Raw genomic sequence first — 22,026 nt, forward strand, 5'->3', positions numbered from 1 at the left:
TTTTCTTCATCTGTTATGGCATATCTTCAGCATGATCGGTGGCTGGCAGCGCATGCCAGACCGCTTTCACCAGTGTAGCCAATGGGATCGCGAAAAAGACCCCCCAGAAGCCCCATAATCCGCCAAAAACTAAAACTGATACAATAATCGCAACCGGGTGAAGGTTCACCGCTTCAGAAAACAAGACCGGAACCAGCACATTCCCATCCAGTGCCTGAATGATGCCGTAAGCCACCAGCAACCACCAGAAATCCGGGGTCAGCCCCCATTGGAACAGGCCCACCATCGCAACCGGTACTGTCACAGCCGCAGCACCGATGTAAGGGATCAGTACAGAAAGCCCGACCAGCACCGCCAGCAACAAAGAATAACGCAGATCAAGCAGCGCAAACGTAATATAGCTGGCCACGCCGACAATAATAATTTCCGTCACTTTGCCACGAATATAGTTCGAGATTTGCTCGTTCATCTCTGCACCGACCTTACTCGCCAGACGACGATTTCTCGGTAACAGACGGCTCAGGGTATTCAGCATTTCGTCCTTGTCTTTCAACAAGAAAAAGACCAGTAGCGGTACCAGAATCAAATAGACTGCCAGTGTCGCCAGACTCAGCAGAGAGGCCACCGAACCTTTCAGAGCGGTTTCTCCCATCCCCAGCACTTTAGTTCGCAAACTGTTCATCACAGTCGTGATCTGCTCAGGCTGCACCAGTTCCGGATATCGCTCTGGCAGGCTGGAAACATAGCGCTGCAGATCATTAAACATACTGGGCACATCAGATAGCAGATTACTGACCTGATGCCAGATCATCGGGATCAGGCCGAACACCGCCATGATCATCAGGCTGGAAAACAGCAATAACACGAGCGTCACTGCCAGAGTGCGGGGAAGCCTGAACCGGGTCAGGAACATCACAGGCCACTCAAGTAAATAAGCCAGTACAATCGCGACCAGAAAAGGCGCAATCAGGTTGCCGAAAAAATAAATGGTGATGAAACCCATCACAAGAATCGCCACCAGACTGACCGCATGAGGGTCAGAAAACCTGCGCTGATACCAGCGACTAATCATTTCCAGCATAGAAGCGTCACAACCTTTTCGTAACGGTAATCACAAGTAACTGTGGTTCATCTGACTGCACCCGGACGTCAAAGCCCTGTTGCAACAGATAGCGTGGTATATCCTGTCGGGCCCCTGTGTCACAAACATGGATATCCAGGGTGTGCCCGACACCCAGACCATGACAGGCCCGTTTCGCAATTAATAACGCCAGCGGACAGCGGGCATCGGTTAAATCCAGTTTGGGTATTTCCATTCTTATGCACGGGCGGTTATTATCCAACAGGTTATTGTAAATAACATGATGACGACAAGAAAGAAACAGACTGGATCTTTTGTTGTCATATCAGTTGATTCATCGATTATTTAACTGTTATCAGCTCCGTAATCGACATAACAACAACCCGAATGGAAGGCGACCACCATTTCTATGCTTCGATTGACTAAAAAGCCAGTTTGCCTATTGCTCTGCGCACTGCTGAGTTCGGCCCCGTCTGTCATTCAGGCGGAAGCTCCTCTGGAAAAGCTTCCAGAGATCGGAACCACTGCGGCTTCAACACTGACCATAGAAAAAGAGCTGGAATACGGCGATGCCTATATGCGCATGCTACGAGCCAGCAAACCGATCATCAATGACCCGCTGCTCACAGAATATGTACAGGATCTGGGACATAAACTGGTTGCCAATGCGCAGGATGTCCGCACGCCATTTGAATTTTTCCTGATCCAGAACCGCGAAGTGAACGCCTTCGCTTTCTTTGGTGGCCACGTGGCCCTGCACTCTGGTCTTTTTCTTCATGCCCAGAGTGAAAGTGAACTGGCTTCGGTCATGGCACACGAAATTGCCCATATCACCCAGCGCCATCTGGCACGCAGCATGGAAGATCAGGCCAAAAAATCACCGGCCACCATGGCAGCACTGATTGGCTCACTGATGTTAGCCATCGCCTCTCCTGAAGCCGGTATTGCGGCAATTCAAGCCACCACAGCTGCCTCAGTTCAGGGGCAGATCAACTACACCCGCAGTAATGAAATGGAAGCCGACCGGATTGGTATCGCAACTTTGGCAAAATCCGGATTTGACGTTCAGGCCATGCCAACCTTTTTTGGCCGCCTGGCCGATCAATACCGCTACGCCAGCACCCCACCGGCCATGCTGCTGACTCACCCCTTGCCGGAATCGCGTATCGCCGATACCCGCAACCGCGCTGCACAGTATCCTCTGCAGCGGGTTCAGATATCCGAAAGCTACCTGCTGGCGCAGGCCAGAGTGATTGCCCGTTATGCCAACCTCGACAGCCAAAATGCGCTGGACTGGTTTGAACGAAAAGGCAAAAAAGCCCGTGGTGCCGAAAAAATGGCCGTCAACTACGGAAAAGCACTGGTGCTGATGGACAGCGGCAAATACAAAGAAGCAGAAGCATTCCTGATGCCTTTGCTCAAAGCCGAACCCGGGAATCGTTTCTTTCTTGATTCCGCAACCGATCTGGATCTGTTCCAGCAGCGATATGACCATGCCATCAACCGTCTTCAACAGGCGCTGAAATCCAATCCCGCCAATGCGGTGCTAAGGCTGAATCTGGCACACGCGTATTTAAAAGCCGGGCGGGCAAAAGAAAGCCTGACGCTACTGAGCCGTTTTACCTATGATAATCCTGAGGATATCAACGGCTGGAGCATGCTGGCTGAAGCTTATGCCGGGACAGGACGCCGTGATGGTGAACTTGCCGCAAGGGCCGAAATGATGGCACTCCGCGGCGACTGGGAAAAAGCAATCCAAAACTATATTCAGGCCAGTCAGATTGTGGAAGTCGGCTCACTGGATCAAGCCCGTTACGATGCCCGGATTGACCAGTTACGTCTGGCACGGGCCCGTTTTGCTGATTTGTAACCGCACCTGAACGCCACAAAACCGATCCGGCTAACAGTCTCACGGCATTTCCTTTTCCTGTTGCCGGACAGTCCACTACAATATCAGTCATTTAGCCCGTCTTATCCGACGGGCATATCCATTTTGATGCTCTCAGGAGAAACTATGTCTATCACGATTTATCACAACCCGCGCTGCTCCAAGAGCCGTGAAACGCTGAACCTGCTCGAAAGCAAAGGAATTCAGCCGGATATCATCAAATATCTGGAAGAAACGCCATCTGCGGCTCAGCTGGCTGAGCTTCAGCGTAAACTTGGTTTCGACTCTGCCCGCCAGATGATGCGCACCAAGGAAGATGTTTATCAAACCCTGAACCTTGGCGATGCTTCTGTTTCTGAGCAGGCGCTGCTGGAAGCCATGGCAGCCAACCCAAAGCTGATTGAGCGCCCAATTGTGGTCAATGGCGACAAAGCCGCGCTGGGTCGCCCGCCGGAACAAGTACTGGATATTCTGTAATGTTGCCGATTCTGGTGCTTTACTACAGCCGGCACGGCAGCACCCGGCAACTGGCGCGTCAGATCGCACGAGGGATCGGACAAATCGAAGGCTGTGAAGCCATCCTGCGCACTGTGCCAGATATCCGTGCCAATGGTGAACAGGAAGCTATCTCTGACGGCGACCCGTTTGTCACTCAGACCGATCTGGAAACCTGTCAGGGGCTGGCACTGGGCAGTCCGGTACGCTTTGGTAACATGGCAGCGCCGCTGAAACACTTTATCGACAGCACCAGTGCACAATGGCTGTCTGGCAGCCTGATTGGTAAACCGGCCTGTGTATTTACCGCCTCATCTTCCATGCACGGCGGGCAGGAAACAACATTGCAGTCCATGCTGCTGCCACTGCTGCACCATGGCATGCTGGTTCTGGGTCTGCCCTACTCTGAGCCACATCTGCATACCACCCAATCCGGTGGCACCCCTTATGGGGCATCTCACCTGAATCAGCAAGGCGGACTGACAGAAGAAGAAGCTGCGCTGGCACAGGCATTAGGCAAAAGGCTGGCACAGACAGCCCTCAAGTTGCAATCAGTGTCGCCTGCGTGAAACCGCAGCGAAAGGATTTGATCATGGAACCTATGAGCCCATCTACCCAGAATCTGCGCTATTTTGCGCTGACCGCGAACCTGTCACTGCTGCTATGGGTTGCGCTTTGGCAAAGTGTCATCTCGCCACACCCGCACCTGAATAACTATATTGTTGCCGGTATGTGGATCCTGCCCTTGCTGCTGCCGATGAAAGGCATTCTGGAAGGTAAGCCTTACACCCACGCCTGGGCCAACTTCATCCTGATGTTTTACTTCCTCCATGCCTTGACGCTGCTCTGGGTGGACGGCGGTGAACGCTGGTTGGCACTGGTCGAACTGGGGCTGACCACGGCCGCTTTCTTCGGCAACATTTTGTTTGCCCGAGCACGCGGACGGGAACTTGGGAATAAACTGAAGAAGCTGTCTCAGGTCGAACGTGAAGAGCGCGAAGCACACGGCGATCAATAATTGTCCTTCAAACCATCACGACCATCGGCTGGTTTCACAGGAACAATGTAAAAAAGAACCCCGGCAGTTGGCCGGGGTTCTTTTTTCAATCTGCAATTTTGAATCCGCTATCCGCAGCCATTAGGCATTCGGATTCCAGTAATACTGGCTGATTCCAGATGCAGTCGCACTGCGAGTTGCAGACACATCAAGCTGAGGTAGTGGTTCAGAGGCAGAACCTTCACGGGAGGTCGGCACAATCACACCTTCCGGTGCAACACCGGTTGCGCCTTCCACAGCCATTTCACGAACCAGAGAAGTCACCGGTTGCGACTGCAGGCGAGGTTCCATACTCAGTTCACGGGCAAAAGCCTGTTCGTTACCCAACAACTGAATGGAAAAACGAACGCGATCCCCTTGCAGGTGAGTTGCATTCACTTCAGCCACAGAGCTCATCGCCTTCAGCAACGATTCCAGCTGAAAAAAATCTTCAACATGCCGAATATTCGCTACTTCAATCGCAAATCCGCCCTCTGTCGCCCCCCCCAACTGAATGGCATAACGCGCAGCCAGATGATCGGCAACCGTATTCATCATCTCCTGAATCGCCACCGAGCCGTTGGTGCGCCCCTCAACCGGTTCTGCTTGACCGTCCAGCATGGCTGACGGAGAACCCGGGAACAGCTGCCAGGTGAGCTGAGTCTTCGCATCACTCCCCTTCACGCGAACAACCATCACAGCATCAGGCTGGTAACGAGTACTCGCCTTCGCAATGGGCTGCACAAATCCGCCCCAGAGATCCGGTACACTAATCGCCGTCACATCTTCAAAGTCACCAATTGGCAGCAACAACGGTACACCCCGCAGTGCAGCAGCCTGATTCAACGGACGTTGCAGTGCATTATCAGACTGATCGAAAACAATCGCACGATCACGATGCTTATCTTCAATCAGCCAGACCAAAATCGTCGGACGCTGCTCTGACCAAAACGTTGCATTCGCCTGAGTCAGCAGGGTACGAATTTTCTCACGATCAAAGCTGACATCCAACGTCGGCTGACCATTCACGCTGCTATGACCCAACTGACTGACATAAGTGCTGTTATTTTCCAGCGCTTTCTGGATCACTTCGTTGTCAGAAATATTGCTTTGGCCAGAAACCTTCACCAGCACCTGCTGTAAGGCCGTTGCCCGTGCAGCCCTCGTCGTTTGACTGTCTGTATCCGGCAGGGAAACCTGCGCCTGATATAAGGTCTCAACCGTTGCGGCCTGTAGCGGTAACGCGATTAGCGCTCCAAGAAAAAAAGCAAAACGCCACATAAGTCACTCGTAGAATTTCAGTGTTAGTCAAGGATGTCAGACATCCCATAATTCGTTTTTATCCATCGCTGTCTGCCATTTCCTGACCAGACTCGCTGACAGGCCTAACTATACCTCAGGCTCAGCCAAATAACGTTAATTGCCATAAAAAAATACCAAAAACGGGCAGACGTTAAAGTTCTGGGCGAAAAACAGGATGAATGCGTGTTGACTCTTCAGAACAACACGCATTTCCGTTGCAGCAAAGACGACAGAACATCGTCGTCGACTGATCGCTTTCATACGCCCCCTCAGTGAGAAGTTCATAAATTAATGTGCCAGATCTCTGGGGAAACGTTTGCTCTTGTGCTAGCATTGCGCGATTTTTTTTATACCAAGGGAGAATTGTGACAATGATGCAGATATTGCAAGGGGTACAAATGCTATTTGTAGCCTTTGGCGCACTGGTTCTTGTTCCGCTGTTAACCGGACTGGATCCCAATGTTGCCCTCTTTGGTGCCGGTATCGGTACGCTTCTTTTTCAAGTCATCACGAAACGCAGTGTCCCTATCTTCCTTGCCTCCTCTTTCGCTTTTATCGCTCCCATTCTTTACGGTGTGCAAGCCTGGGGTATCCCCGCAACACTTGGGGGTCTGATGATGGCCGGTGTGGTTTACCTGCTGATGGCCACAATCATCAAAGTTCGCGGTGTCGGTATCATCCATAAATTACTGCCACCTGTTGTCGTTGGCCCGGTCATTATGGTGATTGGACTTGGACTGGCGCCGGCAGCAGTGAATATGGCGCTGGGAAAAAGTGGTGACGGTTCTATCCAGATTGTCAACGGGGATGCTGCGCTGTGGATTGCCTGTATTTCTCTGCTGGTTACCATTCTGGTCAGCGTGTTCGCAAAAGGGATGTTCAGACTGGTTCCTATCATGGCGGGCATTCTGGCCGGTTACGGCACCAGCCTGTTTTTCGGTGTGGTAGATTTCACGCCGGTGCAGGAGGCCAGCTGGCTCGCTATGCCAAATTTCACCATGCCTGAATTCAACATCAATGCCGTATTGTTCATGATCCCGGTTGCAATTGCCCCGGCCGTTGAACATGTCGGCGATATGCTGGCGATTTCCAATGTTACTGGGAAAGACTACCTGAAGAAGCCGGGTCTGCATCGCACCATGGCCGGCGACGGTGTCGCAACCATTGCAGCCTCTTTGGTCGGTGCGCCGCCAAACACCACTTATTCTGAAGTTACGGGTGCAGTCATGCTGACCAAAGCTTTCAATCCGGCCATCATGACCTGGAGTGCGATCACTGCAATTGTTCTGGCTTTTGTCGGTAAACTGGGCGCCATCCTGCAAACCATTCCTGTGCCGGTGATGGGTGGGATTATGATCCTGCTGTTTGGTTCGATTGCGACTGTCGGCCTCAATACACTGATCAAAAATCAGGTCGATTTACACAAGTCACGCAATCTGGTGATTGTTGCGGTCACACTGGTATTCGGAATCGGCGGCATGGCCTTCGGAATTGGAGAGTTCAGCCTGCAAGGGGTCAGCCTGTGCGGTATCGTTGCGATTATTCTGAATCTGGTCCTGCCAAAAGATTTAGGCGAAAACCACGTCGTCGACAATGCACAGATGGAATCATCAGACACATAAAATACCTGAATGATTCTGAAACAAAAAACCGGCGTAATGCCGGTTTTTTTTACATTTCGGCCAATTATTTGGTGCCGAAGATCTTGTCACCCGCATCACCCAGACCCGGGACGATATAGCCTTTATCATTCAGCTTCTCGTCAATCGCTGCAGTGTACAGCTCAACATCCGGATGCGCTTTCTCCAGTGCGGCGATCCCTTCAGGAGCAGCAACCAGAACCAGCACCTTGATAGAGCTACAACCGTGCTCTTTCAGCAGGTCGATCGTCGCAATCATCGAACCACCGGTTGCCAGCATCGGATCAACCACCAGCGCCATACGCTCATCAATATTAGAAGCCAACTTATGGAAATACGGCACAGGCTCCAGTGTTTCTTCATCGCGATAGATACCGACTGTACTGATACGAGCACTTGGCATGTGCTCCAGCACACCATCCATCATACCCAGACCCGCACGCAAAATCGGCACAACGGTCACTTTTTTACCCTTGATTTGCTCGACCTGAACCGGGCCGTTCCAACCTTCAATGGTAATGGTTTCTGTTTCGAAGTCAGACGTCGCTTCATAAGTCAGCAGGCTACCCACTTCCGTCGCCAACTCACGGAAACGCTTGGTGCTGATGTCACCTTCACGCATCAGACCAATTTTATGTTTCACCAGCGGGTGTTTTACCTCAACGACTTTCATCTTGGACTCCTACACAACAAAGTTTCAAAAAAATCGATCCATTATACACTAGACCATCCTCTGACAGGTAGGAAATAGCGACTTCTCTGGTCAGGTTTCCGTCACCGGGAATATTTGACGCAAACGTTTTCCTTTCCGCCCTGACTACTGTTATCATACTGCGGATTTTACGATTTAACCGGTGAGGATCTGTTGTGAGCGGTAATCATTCTTCTCTAAGTTACAAAGATGCAGGTGTCGATATTGATGCAGGGAATGCCCTGGTTGATCGAATCAAAGGGGTGGTCAAACGCACGACGCGTCCTGAAGTCATGGGCGGTTTGGGTGGTTTTGGTGCCCTGTGTTCACTGCCGACGAAATACAAAGAGCCTGTTCTGGTCTCCGGAACAGACGGTGTCGGTACGAAACTGCGTCTGGCGATGGATCTGAAAAAACATGACACCATTGGAATTGATCTGGTGGCCATGTGCGTCAATGACCTGATTGTACAAGGTGCTGAACCGCTGTTTTTCCTCGACTACTATGCAACCGGAAAACTGGATGTAGAGACCGCGGCCAGTGTCGTCAGTGGCATCGGTGAAGGCTGCGTGCAAGCCGGCTGTGCCCTGATTGGTGGTGAGACTGCTGAAATGCCGGGTATGTACCATGGCGAAGATTACGATGTTGCGGGTTTCTGTGTCGGTGTGGTTGAAAAGGCTGAAGTGATTGACGGCACCAAAGTCCAGGCAGGCGATGCCCTGATTGCAGTCGCCTCCAGCGGCCCTCATTCCAACGGTTATTCTCTGATCCGTAAAATCATCGAAGTCTCTCAGGCCGATTTGAGCAAAGACCTTGAAGGTAAAGCCCTGTCGGAACACCTGCTGGAACCCACCCGTATTTATGTCAAATCTGTTCTGAAGCTGATGGAAAGCTGCGAACTGCACGCGATTTCGCACATCACAGGCGGCGGTTTCTGGGAAAACATTCCTCGCGTCCTGCCAGAAAACACCAAAGCTGTGATCGACGGTAACAGCTGGGAATGGCCAGCAGTCTTCAACTGGCTGCAACAAGCCGGTAACGTCGAAACCCACGAAATGTACCGCACATTCAACTGCGGCGTTGGCCTGGTCATCGCTCTGCCACAGGCTCAGGCTGCACAAGCAGTCGAGCTGCTCAATGCTGAAGGGGAAAATGCCTGGCTGCTGGGCACCATTGCACAGGCTGCTGAGGGAGAAGCCCAGGTGGAGATCAACTAAGCAATGAAAAACATTGTTGTCCTGATTTCCGGCAGCGGCTCGAACTTACAAGCGATCATTGATGCCTGTGAAAGTGATGTGATCACACACGGCCGCATTGCCGCAGTGATTTCAAATAAAGCCGATGCTTATGGTCTGGAGCGGGCACGCAATGCTGGCATTGCAACAGCTCATCTGGCTGCTAAAGATTATGCCGATCGTGACACCTTCGATCGGGCTCTGACTGAAATCATGGATGGTTATCAGCCAGATTTGGTCGTCTTAGCCGGCTACATGCGGATCCTGAGTGGCGAATTCGTTCGCCACTATGAAGGACGGATGCTCAACATCCACCCGTCACTGCTGCCCAAATACACCGGCCTGCACACCCACCAACGGGCGCTGGATGCCGGTGATACAGAACACGGTACCAGTGTTCATTTCGTCACAGAAGAGCTGGATGGCGGCCCCGTCATTTTGCAGGCCAAAGTGCCAATCTTCGCAGGCGATACCGCCGAAGAGGTGATGGCGCGGGTGCAGCAACAGGAGCACCGGATTTATCCGCTGGTCTGTCAGTGGTTCCTGGAAGGTCGGGTCGTCATGCAAGATGATGCCGCTTATCTGGATGGTGTGCGACTGCCACAACATGGTTACGCTGCGGACGAATAATCTCACCTGAGATACCTCTGAATATAAAAATGCGGCTTTCACAGCCGCATTTTTGATGGTGTTTTAAACAGATTCGTTCTGACCGGGTGATGGCGGCGGTGCTTCCGGAACCTCAAGTTTCCGACAGTGGATCAGCTCCCCATAATGGAAAACAGCAAATTCACCGGTTTCCATGTTGTGCCAACGCTCATCATTGGTCAGCGGTTGGGTGGCAATCACAGTCACCACATCATTAGGCGTGGTTTCCTGCTGAAAATCGATCGTGACGTCTTCATCAATCAAGGATGCTTTCCCGAAAGGTGCCCTTCGGGTGATCCAGTGCAGATTGTTGGAACAATAAGTCAGGACAAATTCGCCATCACTGAGCAACATGTTATACACACCAAGCTTTCGCAGGTCATCACAACGCTCGGCGATCAACCGAAAGATCTGGCTCCAGTCTTCCGGTGGCTGAGGAAAGTGTGAATCAATCTGGTTCAGCAACCAACAGAAAGCAATTTCACTGTCGGTATCTCCCACCGGCTGATAACGGCCGGTTTCCAGTGAATCATAACCAGACAACTGGCCATTATGGGCAAAGGTCCAGTAACGTCCCCACAATTCACGGGTAAACGGATGGGTATTTTCCAGACATACCCCGCCCCGATTGGCTTGGCGAATATGGCTGATCACCGCGCAGCTTTTAATCGGATACTGCTGAACTAACTCGGCAATTTTCGAATGACAGCTGGGCTTCGGATCTTTAAAAGTACGAAATCCCTTCCCTTCATAGAAAGTGATCCCCCAGCCATCCGCATGAGGACCGGTTCTGCCGCCCCGTTGCATCAAGCCAGTAAAACTAAAACAAATATCCGTTGGCACATTGGCACTCATGCCAAGCAACTCACACATATTTCCTTCTTCCTCAGTACAACGCTGAATTACTCAGCACCTGCCATTTCCTTTTCCACCAGCATAATCAGAATGTGAATAATCTTAATGTGTACTTCCTGAATACGATCAGCATAGCCGAAATGTGGCACTCGGATTTCCACATCGGCCAGTCCAGCCATTTTGCCACCGTCTTTCCCCGTCAGTGCAATCACTTTCATGTCTTTCGCCTTTGCGGCTTCAATGGCTTTGAGAATATTGCCAGAATTGCCTGAAGTCGACAGACCGAACAGCACATCCCCTTTTGCGCCGACCGCTTCCAGGTAACGTGAAAAAACATATTCGTAGCCAAAATCATTACTGACACAAGACAGATGGCTTGGATCAGAAATCGCAATCCCAGGGTAGCCCGGACGGTTATCACGATAACGGCCGGTCAGCTCTTCGGCAAAATGCATGGCATCACAGTGTGAACCACCATTTCCGCAGGACAGTACTTTCCCTCCCTGCTTGAATGATTCAGCCAACAGCTTGGCTGCCGCTTCAATATCTGCCAGATTCTTTTCATCACTGATAAATCGATTCAGTACATCAGCCGCTTCAGTCAGCTCGGAACGAATGAGATCTTGGTACATAGGCTTTTCTCTGTGAATGATTGATGATGCAAGGATATGCCCTGGCTGGCAGTTTACCTACAAACCCTAGGAAGTGTCGACTCGCTGAACGGCAAAACCAGTGATTTACGCCCAATATCAGTGGCTAAACCAGTAAGGAAACCGTTTCCCCGCTTTTTTTTCGCCCCTTTCGTCGCCTTATTCATCAAACCACAATGCGAACTTACTCATCAAATCACAAAAAAAGTTTTTACATTTCGGCAAACTTCATCTTACACTTAAACCAAGTGGTATGACCTCTTACCTATCGCTAAATAAAACACATAATACCCGAAGAGAATATTCCTGATTAAGGAGAAGATAGAATGGCTACACTCGTGTACTTGCTGGGGTTATTAGGGATAACCGGTCTGCTCGCCTATCACAGGGCCAGTCTGCGAACCTTTACCCTGGTTTTTGCGGCAGCACTGGCTGTCGGCACACTGCTGGATATCACAGGCGAATTAAGCTGGCTGGCATTCCTGATCATCGCTTTGCCACTCAACCTGCAGGCGCTGCGTCAAAAACTGCTGAGTAAACCAGCGCTAAAAGCCTTCAAAGGTGTGATGCCTGAAATGTCACGCACTGAAAAAGAAGCGATTGATGCTGGTACAGTCTGGTGGGAAGCCGATCTGTTCCGGGGTGCGCCAGACTGGAACAAACTGCATGATATTCCGGCTCCTCGCCTGAGCGCTGAAGAAAAAGCGTTCCTGGACGGTCCGGTTAACGAAGTCTGCCGTATGGTCGACGATTTCGAAATCACCCATGACCTGGCTGATCTGCCACCAGAGATCTGGCAATACCTGAAAGACAACAAATTCTTCGCCATGATCATCAAGAAAGAATATGGTGGTCTGGAATTCTCTGCCTATGCCCAATCGCTGGTGCTGCAAAAGCTGTCCAGTGTCTCTATGGTGCTGTCTTCTACCGTCGGTGTACCGAACTCTTTAGGTCCGGGTGAGCTGCTGCAACACTATGGTACTGAAGATCAGAAAGACCATTACCTGCCACGCCTGGCAGCCGGTAAGGAAATTCCTTGTTTTGCGCTGACCAGCCCGGAAGCTGGTTCTGACGCAGGTGCCATTCCTGACTTCGGAATTGTGAAAAAAGGCCAATGGCAGGGTGAAGAAGTTCTGGGGATGGAGCTGACCTGGAATAAACGTTACATCACGCTTGCCCCGGTTGCCACAGTGCTGGGTCTGGCTTTTAAACTGTACGATCCTGAGCATTTGCTGGGTGACGAAGAAGAGCTGGGTATTACCTGTGCGCTGATCCCAACCGATCTGGAAGGCGTCAAAATCGGCCGCCGCCATTTCCCGTTGAACGTCCCGTTCCAAAACGGACCGACACAAGGCGACAAGATTTTCGTACCACTGAGCTTCATCATTGGTGGTCAGGATATGGCCGGTCAGGGCTGGCGTATGCTGGTTGAATGTCTGTCGGTTGGACGCGGAATTACCCTGCCGTCGAACACGACAGGCGGTCTGAAAACCACGGCACTGGCAACCGGTGCTTATGCACGAATCCGTCGTCAGTTCAAACTGCCAATCGGCAAGATGGAAGGGATTGAAGAGCCACTGGCTCGTATCGCGGGTAACGCCTATGTGCTGGATGCAGCCAGTGCACTGACCGTCTCCGGAATTGATCTGGGTGAGAAGCCCTCTGTGATCTCTGCGATCGTGAAGTACCACTGTACTCACCGTAGCCAGCGCGGCATCATCGATGCCATGGATATTATCGGCGGGAAAGGGATCTGTCTGGGTCCGAACAACTTCCTGGCTCGTGGTTATCAGGGCGCGCCGATTGCCATCACAGTTGAAGGGGCCAACATCCTGACCCGCTCAATGATCATCTATGGTCAGGGGGCGATCCGCTGTCATCCGTACGTTCTGGCTGAAATGAACGCCGCATACAACGAAGATCAGCGTCAGGCGCTGACTGACTTTGACGGTGCCCTGTTTGGCCACGTGGGCTTTGTCATCAGCAATCTGGTTCGTTCTTTCTGGCTGGGTCTGACAGACGGTCGCGGTTCATCTGCACCGCGTAAAGATGCAACCAAACGCTACTACCAGCAACTGAACCGCTACAGTGCCAACATGGCTCTGCTGTCTGACATGTCGATGGCTGTGCTGGGCGGCTCACTGAAACGCAAAGAACGTTTGTCTGCCCGTTTGGGTGACATCCTGAGCCAACTGTACCTGGCGTCTGCGACGCTGAAACGCTATGCCGATGATGGCTGCAAGCAAGAAGATCTGCCTCTGGTTCACTGGGGTTTGCAGGATGCGCTGTATCAGTCTGAACAGGCAATCGACCAGTTCCTGCGTAACTTCCCGAGCCGTATCGTTGCAGGTCTGCTACGCGTCATGATCCTGCCACTTGGCCTATCTCGCGTTCAGCCAAGCGACAAACTGGATCACAAACTGGCCGTGATGCTGCAAACGCCAAGTGAAACCCGTGACCGTCTGGGTCGTGGCCAATTCCTGGAAGCGATTGAGAGCAACCCGGTGGGTATGATGGAAGCGGCACTGAAAGATATTCTGGCGGCAGAGCCACTGTATGACCGCGTCTGTCAGGCTGCTGGCAAGAAACTGCCATTCATGCAGCTGGATTTAGTTGCTGAAACCGGTCTTGAACTGAAAGCGATTAACGAAGATGAAGCCGCACTGCTGCGCCGTGCCGAAGCAGGACGCCTGCGTACCATCAACGTCGATGACTTCGACCCCCAGCGTTTAATCGCCGGCGTTTCAGACATGCCAAAAGGCATTGAGGACGCCGCGTAATCCGCAAGGATGGCATTGAAAAAATCATCAAAAAGGGAAGCGCAATGCTTCCCTTTTCTTTACCTTTAACTGTCCCGTGCTGAATCTGTCTGAAATACCTTGAATCCCAGGACTACACTTTCATATCCGGCGGAATTTCCAGCTTTGTTGCGTCAGATTCAAGTGCTACCGGCTTGTTTCGGCGTCTTCTGAGCAAGACCCAAACCGCCGCAATCAGAACAATGACACCATTTCCACCCAGAATCAGCTTCCACGCCTGACTTCGGGCAGCCATCTGCTCTTCCAGCCGGCGCTTTTCTTCCTCTAGCCGTGCTTTTTCTTCCTGACGAGCCCGGTACTCTTCAAGATTTTTATCCAGTTGCAGAACAGCAGTGATCGCAAAATGACTTTTCGGCAATGGGAAAACCAACGGGCGTTGCTGGAATGTGTCTGTGGCATAAAGCCAGCCAGACCAGGCATAACTCCCGGGCTGTTGGCGGTTTGGCACCACCATTTCCAGGCTCGTCATTTCCGGTTCAGCCTGCTCCTGACTGACCATCACATTGCCATCCGGAGCTTCCAGCTCAATATGAGCCGAGAGTGAACCCGGCCCAATCATGCCTTCATCTGAAGTCACCACCAATTGATGAGGCTCTTCTGTCGTTCGGGCCTGAATAAAGGTCGGTAACAACGGCGGCGGATAAACCAAGACCTCCTGCTCATAAGTCCGCAGGAATATCCCATTTCCGGACGTGATTTTCACCCGGTAACGGCCGGGCTGAATATCCACCGGGAGCGCAACGGTAAAGACGCCATCACCCGGTGCTTCATCCAGCCCCAGTCCGTCATCCGCAAACTCTCCCAGCGACAGAGGCGTTGGCAGGGAATCCTCTGCCAGCGTTTCCGGCTGATCCACATATTCGTAGAAATTCACGGACATTTTCACCCGATCGAGAAAATCACGATCGGTCAGCAACTGACCATCCTGCGTCAAACGCGCGGTAAACTTATAGCTTTCGCTCTGGTAAAGCCGTTCAGGCAGAGCGGTTACATTCAATTTCAGATTTGAAAGAACCTTCACCTGATTCTTCTGACTGACCCGACCCACAGCCTGCCAGGGGCCAGGCATGGGATTTTCAATGGTAATGATGTCCATGCCTGACTCTTCGTGCCAGGCCACATTGTCAGGATGCCGCCACGGGTAATACTTCACCCCATCAGGCCTCACCAGAACCACATTCTGATTCTTGGTTTCTCTTTCCACCACGAAGGCCACCTGTTTGACGGTTGGATCAACCCTGAAACGGTTATCCAGCCAAGACGCCGCCTGAACACTTTGTGTGCCAAGCAGCGCCGGAATCAATGTAGACAGTAACGCTAGCCTTCGCATAGTTCTCCTATTGACGCCAGAGTGTGACGTCACCTTTTTTCTCAATGATATCTAAACGCGCTTCGTGCGCTTCTAGTTCATCGGCAGAAGCCCGGATAACCTTTAATGTTTTCCGTCCGCTGGTCAGACGTCGTATGCCACTTTCTGCACCACTGTCACTTTCTTCTCCGGCTGCATGCAGGGCCAGTGACGTCTGGCCACCGGTCATCATCAGATAAACATCGGCCAGAATTTCGGCATCGAGCAAGGCGCCGTGCAACGTCCGGTGCGAGTTATCAATCCCATAACGCGAACAGAGCACGTCCAGATTGTTCCGTTTCCCCGGGAAGATCTTCTTTGCCATCTCCAGGGTATCGGTCACGGAACAGTAGTCCGTGGTCTTCCCTATCGACGGGTCAAGCTTGCGGAACTCATAGTCCATAAACCCGATATCGAACGGCGCGTTATGGGCAACCAGCTCAGCACCGCGAATAAAGTCCATGAACTCTTGATGAATCTCTGCGTAAGTGGGTTTATCACGCAGGAATTCATCGGTGATCCCGTGAACCGCGACCGCTTCAGCATCAATCGGTCGATCAGGTTTGATATAGACGTGGAAGGTCCGGCCGGTAAATTTACGGTTGATAATTTCCACCGCACCGATTTCCACAATGCGATGCCCTTCGTAGTGAGGGCCGGTCATATTCATACCGGTTGTTTCGGTATCGAATACAATTATGCGTTCATTGGTGGCATTCATAGTATTGGTTATGTCAGACTTGGTTTTTTATCTTAAGACGAATACTACCAAAGATGACCAAGCAGGTAGAGATTTTCACCGATGGTTCTTGCCTCGGTAATCCGGGCCCGGGGGGTTACGGCACAATTTTACGCTATAAAGGCCATGTCAAAGAGCTGAGCGACGGCTTTTTCATGACAACCAACAACCGGATGGAACTGCTGGCGGCCATTGTCGGGCTGGCGAGTCTGAAAGAGTCATGCAGCGTTGATTTGACCACAGACAGCCAGTACGTCCGTCAGGGCATCACTCAGTGGATTCACAACTGGAAAAAACGCGGCTGGAAAACCGCCGATAAAAAGCCGGTCAAAAACGCGGATCTCTGGCAGCAGCTGGATCAAGAAACACAACGCCATCAGGTCCGCTGGCACTGGGTGAAAGGGCATGCAGGACACCCCGAAAATGAGCGCTGTGACGAGCTTGCCCGTCAGGCGGCAGAATCCCCGGTCAAAGATGACCATGGTTATCAGGAAGCCAGTTAAAGCGAGTCAGATTATCCCGATTGCTTTTCGCTGACCTGCGTACGGCAGTTCACACCAATCGGTGTCAGCTGTCGTCTGAGCTTCCAGCTCGGTTTAATGGGTTTGAGTGGAAAAGTACGTTTTCTGGCCACAATCAGGTACATCCCGCCAATACCGGATAAAGAGCCAGAGAGCATGCTTTCCGCCCAGGCAGAAAATGCCGGATATCGGGTGGGTGGCAAGATTGCCAGATTTTCATGAAAGACCACTTCATAGTTCAGCACGCCCAGCCAGTCTTTCACCCGCATCGGCATGAACATCCGGCCAGACCAAGGCGCACGCTTCCGGTTCCAGGGCAGCAAACCACGCAAACCATGCAGGCTGAGCGGGTTGTAACCGCTGATCAGCAGGTAACCGTCATCAACAAGAACCCGGTCGACTTCCCGAAGCAAGTTATGAGGATCCCGGCAAAAATCAAGTTGATGCGCTAAGACACAGGCATCAAAAGACTTTTCCAGAAACGGTAGTGCCATCGGATCGGCTTCCAGGTTACGAAGCGAATTATCGCGATCAATACAAACCTGATGCCTGATGTTACAATGGCCACTGACGAGTTCGCAGCTCAGGCCTCCCAGTTTCAGTAAATGGTAGCCAAACAGTCTCGGCCACCACTCGTCCAGCTGGGCCTGCAGCAGTTGCGCCGCCCATTCTCCCTGTACCAATTGAGACCAGGAATAGGGTGTGTCGATGGATTTTATCGTGCGGGCTGGCTTCATAAATGATGATTCACCACATCAAGGACTGGAGACAATTTTATGTTAACGATGAAGAGCATACCTGCATTTCACGACAATTACATCTGGCTCATACAGGGACCAGATAACCGTTGTGTTGTCGTTGATCCTGGGGATGCCACGCCGGTTCTGACCCGACTGCGCGAAGATGCTCTGACACTGGAAGCCATTCTAATTACTCACCACCATCATGATCATGTCGGTGGCATCAGCGAACTCAAGCGCGCTTTCCCATCTTGCAATATTGTAGGCCCGGGAAGCGAAGCTATCCCCGGTTTAACTCAATCTGTTGAAGATGGCGACCAAATTGATATTTTTGGCGAGCGCTTCATGGTGTTAAGTGTACCGGGTCATACGGCCGGCCATATTGCGTATGTGGGCGATGGCAAACTTTTCTGCGGCGATACTTTATTTTCCGCAGGGTGTGGTCGCCTTTTCGAGGGGACACCCGCTCAAATGTACAATTCGTTACAAAAATTGGCAGCCCTGCCCGATGAGACTGAAGTTTTTTGTGCACACGAATATACCAGCAGCAATTTAGCTTTTGCTTTAGTGGCTGAACAGGATAATCCACATCTGCAGCGCTATCGTGAAGAGGTCAGCCAGCGCCGTGCACGTGGAATCAGTACCATTCCTTCCAATATGGGGCAGGAAAAACGAATCAATCCTTTCCTGCGCTGTGATCAGCCAAGCATCAAAAAAGCGGTGGCCGATAAAGCATTTAATGACAGTGACCTTGAAACCTTCGCTGCCCTGCGCCGATGGAAGGACATTTTTTGAAGGGCTGTCACTTGTAACCTGTACCTTCCGCCAAGTATTATCACCTGCGATTTTGGTTAAAGGCAGGTTACATGAAATCCCGATTTTTTTTAGCAAGTGCGCTGCTGTTGGCGGGTTGTCAGATCACAGAAAATTCACAACAAGAATCTGTGGCAACCAATCAAGAAAGTGCAGCCACTGCGCAAGATAACAGTCATCCGACTTCCATACAAAACGACGTCGTCAGCCCCTCTCCACTTGCAACTGCAGTGCAGCCCCAGGTGGCGGAACCAGTGCCCGCACCGGTCATTACGCCCCAGGAACAGGATGATGTCTGGCAACGAATTGCGATGCAATTGCGTCTTGATGTACCAGATAATAAAAGCGTGAATTATTATCGAAACTGGTATCTGAAACATCCCGGCCATTTCTCCATTGTTTCTTCCCGTGCCGAGCCTTTCCTCTACTACATCACTGAAGCTGTCGAAAAACGAGGGATGCCTCTTGAGCTGGCTCTGCTTCCAATCGTAGAAAGCTCTTTCGACCAGTTCGCCTATTCCCATGGCCGAGCGGCCGGGTTGTGGCAAATTATCCCTGGTACGGGCCGACAGTTTGGCCTGAAGCAAAACTGGTGGTATGACGGTCGTCGTGATGTCGTGCAATCTACTGAAGCTGCTTTAGATTTGCTGGCATATCTCAATCGCCGTTTCGACGGGAACTGGCTTCATGCACTCGCCGCCTATAACTCGGGGGAAGGACGTGTGTTCCGGGCGATTCGAGAAAATAAAAAAGCAGGAAAATCGACTGACTTCTGGGCGCTGGATCTACCTCGGGAAACCAGCGGCTATGTACCGAAATTACTGGCAGTCGCTGACATCATTAAGAATCAAGACAAATATGGTGTCGATGTCCCTTTCATCGCCAATGAAACGGCTGTCGAAACTGTCGATCCTAAGACCCAAATGGATCTGGCAATGGCAGCGAAATACGCTGGACTTTCCCTATCTGAACTGAAAGCACTGAACCCGGCCTATAACCAATGGGCAACCGCGCCTGATGGCCAAACTCACTTGCTACTTCCCTCAGATAAAGTCGACACATTCAACCAAGCTTTCGAAAAAAGTGGTCGTCAGGGCATGAAAGTCATCCGCTATCAGATCAAGTCAGGTGATAGCCTAAGTGTTCTGGCAAAAACACACCGTACTTCGGTTGACTTGATTCAACGGGCGAACAAAATCGATGGCTCGGGCATTCGTGCTGGAAAATATATCCTGATCCCAGTGGCGATGAACGGCGAAAATGCATTTCCGAGCCTGACCAATCAAGTGCGCTCTCAGGTTAGTCATGGGGGCGGTTATCGCACAATTTACAAAGTCGAATCCGGCGATAACCTGTGGACCATCGCGAAAAAACAAAAAGTCAGCATTAAAGAGATCATGAAGTGGAATGGCCTGAGCAAAAAGTCTACGCTACAAATTGGCCAGAAACTGAATATCTGGAAAACCAGTAAGAATGGGGGGGTGATCCGGACGGTGTATTACGAAGTTCGTTCAGGCGATAACCTCAGCGTCATTGCAGATAAGTTTAAAGTGAAACTGGCTGATGTGATCAAATGGAACCAGCTCGGTGACAAAAAGTATCTGCAACCCGGTCAGAAACTCAAGCTGTTTGTTGACGTGACCAAGGTAAGTGTATGACTCCCTCAGCAAACCCATTCATAGCCATACTGGATGTCTTCCGTTCACCGGTCGACTGTTTCACCGCAGTGCATCAGCGTCCCAAATGGGCGCTGCTGCCTTATCTACTGCTCATACTGGCACCATTCGGCCTCTGGGGCAGTTATTTTAATCAGGTTGATCTGGCGTGGCTGCAAGAAACACTCCGCAGCCAACTTTCCATTCTGGCTGACGAAAGTCAGCTGCAATGGCTCACCAAAGAAGTACTACTGGCGGGTGAGGTATTCAGCGATATTTTCGGCCGTACGGCCAACCTGCTCCTTCTGGCGCTCTGGCTGAATCTCGCGACCAAAAATAGCAGCGCCCCTCAGACCTTCGGTAAATGGCTGGCAGCGAGCTGTTTTATCATGCTTCCCGGACTGATTGGCGATCTCGCGAGCTATCTGAATATTCTGTTCAATCCGACCCAGGCTTTACCGAATACTGCAGACCTGAACAGTCTGAATGCATTTCTGAAGCTCCCTATGGACAATCCTTGGGCGGCATTCGCATCCAGTATCCCATTGCTGACACCTTGGTATATAGCCTTGACCTATATTGCCGTCAGTCTGTGGTGTGGGATTGATCGCGCTAAAGCTATTGTCATCGCTGCCTTACCCTGGCTTTTAGTGCTGGTTGTCTGGCCACTGCTTATTCTGACAACCTGAAACGTGCAATGATTGGATGATGATCCGAGGCGTCTGTCGCAGGCGCCTTGGCACTTTCCAGATGCATGCCGCGGTAAAATAGGTGATCCAAAGGCCATCCTAAAACTCTGACCCGCAGGTCTTGTTCTAATGTGGCCTCACGAAGCCCCAATTGCTCAATAAATCGAGTGAGTACATCCATTCTTTCTTGCCGCCAGGTATTAAAATCTCCGGCCAATAGAACCGGCTCTTTCGTTTTCTCCAGTTGGGCCGTTAAGGCTTTAAATTGCCCCTCATACTCATCCATCCCCCAAGCAAAATTAATTCCATGCAGATTCACGACAGTCAATGTCGTCCCGTCAGAAAGAGGAAAGATCGCCAACAAGGCAGACTTCGGTAAACGCAACCAGGGCTCCATGGCTAAATAAGCACAAGTCGTCTTTGCCTGATGGCGAGACAAATTCATCACACCAGCTTGTGTGTCCAGAAATGAGAAAGCATTGGCCATGACCACCTGCCACTGACTTTCTCTCAGGTATTGCTGAAATTCAGCTGTCAGACTCGACTCCTGTAACAACACAATATCGCTTCCCTGACTAAAAGCATCTAATGCCGTACGCCAGTTCTCCCGCTGCTCTTTGTAAATATTCCAGACAGTCACTTGCAACTGGCCCTGTCGATCGATGACAGCATCTGAATCTGCCTCATAACAGCGAACGTTCGCATGAGTGTTATCTGAGCCAACCGTTAACTCGGGCTGCTGTGGCACATCGAATGAAAAATATGCTCCGCCTCCGGACAAAATAACTGCAATTCCCATCAACCATATTAAGCGTCTGAGCATTCCTTATTCCTTCTAAATGACGATATCCCGCTTTTCAGGCTCCCTGTTCAGCCTTTGTTTCATCTTACAGCCTTGTGGTTTACTCACACGAAATAGATAAGAACAGCGATGAATTTCCCTGATCATTTTTGAATTTTATCATCAGCAGATGTACACATTCACAGTTTATGGCTCTGTTTCACCGAAGATCATCAGGCAAAGGAGGCAGGAAACTTGAATTTACGATAGACCCCTTCATTTTCGAGCCCAGTCACTTGCTGGACAATCAACGAAGAAAGGATATGTGGCGTGTTGCCACTCAGCCTAGCCAAACAGCAAATACAAAAAAGCCTCAGCAGTTGAAGTGACCCCATAAAGT

At 51.1% G+C, this 22,026-nt stretch carries 22 protein-coding genes; 12 read left to right on the forward strand and 10 right to left on the reverse strand.

The window, feature by feature from the left end:
- Window positions 1–13: 13 nt before the first annotated feature.
- Window positions 14–1,081: an AI-2E family transporter gene (locus EA58_RS12250; RefSeq protein WP_036753118.1), complete on the reverse strand. Its 1,068-nt coding sequence runs from the start codon at window positions 1,079–1,081 to the stop codon at window positions 14–16.
- Window positions 1,082–1,088: 7 nt separating this feature from the next.
- On the reverse strand, window positions 1,089–1,316 hold the full coding sequence (locus EA58_RS12255; RefSeq protein ID WP_036753122.1) for a sulfurtransferase TusA family protein: 228 nt from the start codon (window positions 1,314–1,316) through the stop codon (window positions 1,089–1,091).
- Window positions 1,317–1,490: 174 nt separating this feature from the next.
- Here EA58_RS12255 and bepA point away from each other — a divergent pair, with 174 nt between their 5' ends.
- The 4 genes from bepA (at window position 1,491) to EA58_RS12275 (ending at window position 4,482) form a co-directional block, all read left to right on the forward strand.
- Window positions 1,491–2,951: a beta-barrel assembly-enhancing protease gene (gene bepA / locus EA58_RS12260; protein WP_036753125.1), complete on the forward strand. Its 1,461-nt coding sequence runs from the start codon at window positions 1,491–1,493 to the stop codon at window positions 2,949–2,951.
- A 144-nt stretch (window positions 2,952–3,095) separates the two neighbouring features.
- Window positions 3,096–3,446: an arsenate reductase (glutaredoxin) gene (gene arsC, locus EA58_RS12265; RefSeq protein ID WP_036753128.1), complete on the forward strand. Its 351-nt coding sequence runs from the start codon at window positions 3,096–3,098 to the stop codon at window positions 3,444–3,446.
- Entirely contained in the window at window positions 3,446–4,033 is a 588-nt protein-coding gene (wrbA, locus tag EA58_RS12270; protein WP_036753131.1) for an NAD(P)H:quinone oxidoreductase, read from the forward strand. Before arsC ends, wrbA begins: the two co-directional genes overlap by 1 nt.
- A gap of 23 nt (window positions 4,034–4,056) precedes the next feature.
- On the forward strand, window positions 4,057–4,482 hold the full coding sequence (locus tag EA58_RS12275) for a DUF2069 domain-containing protein (protein WP_036753134.1): 426 nt from the start codon (window positions 4,057–4,059) through the stop codon (window positions 4,480–4,482).
- 120 nt (window positions 4,483–4,602) lie between these two features.
- Here the strand turns inward: EA58_RS12275 and EA58_RS12280 are convergent, their stop codons facing one another.
- The gene (locus tag EA58_RS12280) at window positions 4,603–5,781 is read right to left on the reverse strand and encodes a DUF2066 domain-containing protein (protein WP_036753137.1); all 1,179 of its coding nucleotides are present in this window, start codon (window positions 5,779–5,781) and stop codon (window positions 4,603–4,605) included.
- 392 nt (window positions 5,782–6,173) lie between these two features.
- Here EA58_RS12280 and EA58_RS12285 point away from each other — a divergent pair, with 392 nt between their 5' ends.
- Window positions 6,174–7,424, forward strand: coding sequence for a uracil-xanthine permease family protein (locus EA58_RS12285; RefSeq protein WP_036753140.1), 1,251 nt, complete (start codon window positions 6,174–6,176; stop codon window positions 7,422–7,424).
- Window positions 7,425–7,488: 64 nt separating this feature from the next.
- On the opposite strand, the gene upp is transcribed toward EA58_RS12285, so the two are convergent.
- Window positions 7,489–8,115: a uracil phosphoribosyltransferase gene (upp, locus tag EA58_RS12290; protein WP_036753143.1), complete on the reverse strand. Its 627-nt coding sequence runs from the start codon at window positions 8,113–8,115 to the stop codon at window positions 7,489–7,491.
- Between the two features lie 194 nt (window positions 8,116–8,309).
- Between upp and purM the strand changes: the two genes are divergently transcribed.
- Both purM and purN read left to right on the forward strand, forming a co-directional pair.
- Window positions 8,310–9,350, forward strand: a complete 1,041-nt coding sequence (purM, locus tag EA58_RS12295; protein WP_036753145.1) for a phosphoribosylformylglycinamidine cyclo-ligase — start codon at window positions 8,310–8,312, stop codon at window positions 9,348–9,350.
- 3 nt (window positions 9,351–9,353) lie between these two features.
- Window positions 9,354–9,998, forward strand: coding sequence for a phosphoribosylglycinamide formyltransferase (gene purN, locus EA58_RS12300; protein WP_036753147.1), 645 nt, complete (start codon window positions 9,354–9,356; stop codon window positions 9,996–9,998).
- 63 nt (window positions 9,999–10,061) lie between these two features.
- Here the strand turns inward: purN and EA58_RS12305 are convergent, their stop codons facing one another.
- The gene (locus tag EA58_RS12305) at window positions 10,062–10,889 is read right to left on the reverse strand and encodes a class II glutamine amidotransferase (protein WP_051642055.1); all 828 of its coding nucleotides are present in this window, start codon (window positions 10,887–10,889) and stop codon (window positions 10,062–10,064) included.
- A 29-nt stretch (window positions 10,890–10,918) separates the two neighbouring features.
- Window positions 10,919–11,503: a D-sedoheptulose 7-phosphate isomerase gene (gene lpcA, locus EA58_RS12310; protein ID WP_036753150.1), complete on the reverse strand. Its 585-nt coding sequence runs from the start codon at window positions 11,501–11,503 to the stop codon at window positions 10,919–10,921.
- A 344-nt stretch (window positions 11,504–11,847) separates the two neighbouring features.
- Between lpcA and fadE the strand changes: the two genes are divergently transcribed.
- Window positions 11,848–14,301 carry an acyl-CoA dehydrogenase FadE gene (gene fadE, locus EA58_RS12315; protein WP_036753152.1) on the forward strand — a complete coding sequence of 818 codons (2,454 nt, stop codon included), beginning with the start codon at window positions 11,848–11,850 and terminating at the stop codon, window positions 14,299–14,301.
- Between the two features lie 112 nt (window positions 14,302–14,413).
- Here the strand turns inward: fadE and EA58_RS12320 are convergent, their stop codons facing one another.
- Complete coding sequence (locus EA58_RS12320; RefSeq protein ID WP_036753155.1) at window positions 14,414–15,670, reverse strand: TIGR03503 family protein; 1,257 nt, start codon at window positions 15,668–15,670, stop codon at window positions 14,414–14,416.
- A 7-nt stretch (window positions 15,671–15,677) separates the two neighbouring features.
- On the reverse strand, window positions 15,678–16,409 hold the full coding sequence (dnaQ, locus tag EA58_RS12325) for a DNA polymerase III subunit epsilon (protein ID WP_036753157.1): 732 nt from the start codon (window positions 16,407–16,409) through the stop codon (window positions 15,678–15,680).
- A 53-nt stretch (window positions 16,410–16,462) separates the two neighbouring features.
- On the opposite strand from dnaQ, the gene rnhA reads away from it, so the two are divergent.
- Entirely contained in the window at window positions 16,463–16,930 is a 468-nt protein-coding gene (rnhA, locus tag EA58_RS12330) for a ribonuclease HI (protein ID WP_036753160.1), read from the forward strand.
- Between the two features lie 11 nt (window positions 16,931–16,941).
- Here the strand turns inward: rnhA and EA58_RS12335 are convergent, their stop codons facing one another.
- The gene (locus EA58_RS12335) at window positions 16,942–17,685 is read right to left on the reverse strand and encodes a methyltransferase domain-containing protein (protein WP_036753162.1); all 744 of its coding nucleotides are present in this window, start codon (window positions 17,683–17,685) and stop codon (window positions 16,942–16,944) included.
- A gap of 39 nt (window positions 17,686–17,724) precedes the next feature.
- On the opposite strand from EA58_RS12335, the gene gloB reads away from it, so the two are divergent.
- The 3 genes from gloB (at window position 17,725) to EA58_RS12350 (ending at window position 20,845) form a co-directional block, all read left to right on the forward strand.
- Window positions 17,725–18,483 (forward strand): hydroxyacylglutathione hydrolase, encoded by a 759-nt coding sequence (gene gloB, locus EA58_RS12340; RefSeq protein WP_036753165.1) that lies wholly within the window; start codon window positions 17,725–17,727, stop codon window positions 18,481–18,483.
- Window positions 18,484–18,554: 71 nt separating this feature from the next.
- On the forward strand, window positions 18,555–20,159 hold the full coding sequence (locus EA58_RS12345) for a LysM peptidoglycan-binding domain-containing protein (protein WP_036753166.1): 1,605 nt from the start codon (window positions 18,555–18,557) through the stop codon (window positions 20,157–20,159).
- On the forward strand, window positions 20,156–20,845 hold the full coding sequence (locus EA58_RS12350) for a YIP1 family protein (protein ID WP_036753168.1): 690 nt from the start codon (window positions 20,156–20,158) through the stop codon (window positions 20,843–20,845). The genes EA58_RS12345 and EA58_RS12350 overlap by 4 nt, the downstream gene beginning before the upstream one ends.
- Here EA58_RS12350 and EA58_RS12355 read toward each other — a convergent pair.
- On the reverse strand, window positions 20,829–21,668 hold the full coding sequence (locus EA58_RS12355) for an endonuclease/exonuclease/phosphatase family protein (RefSeq protein ID WP_036753170.1): 840 nt from the start codon (window positions 21,666–21,668) through the stop codon (window positions 20,829–20,831). The genes EA58_RS12350 and EA58_RS12355 overlap by 17 nt on opposite strands.
- Window positions 21,669–22,026: the final 358 nt, after the last annotated feature.

The sequence above is a fragment of the Photobacterium galatheae genome, from assembly GCF_000695255.1.
Classification (GTDB): Bacteria; Pseudomonadota; Gammaproteobacteria; order Enterobacterales; family Vibrionaceae; genus Photobacterium; species Photobacterium galatheae.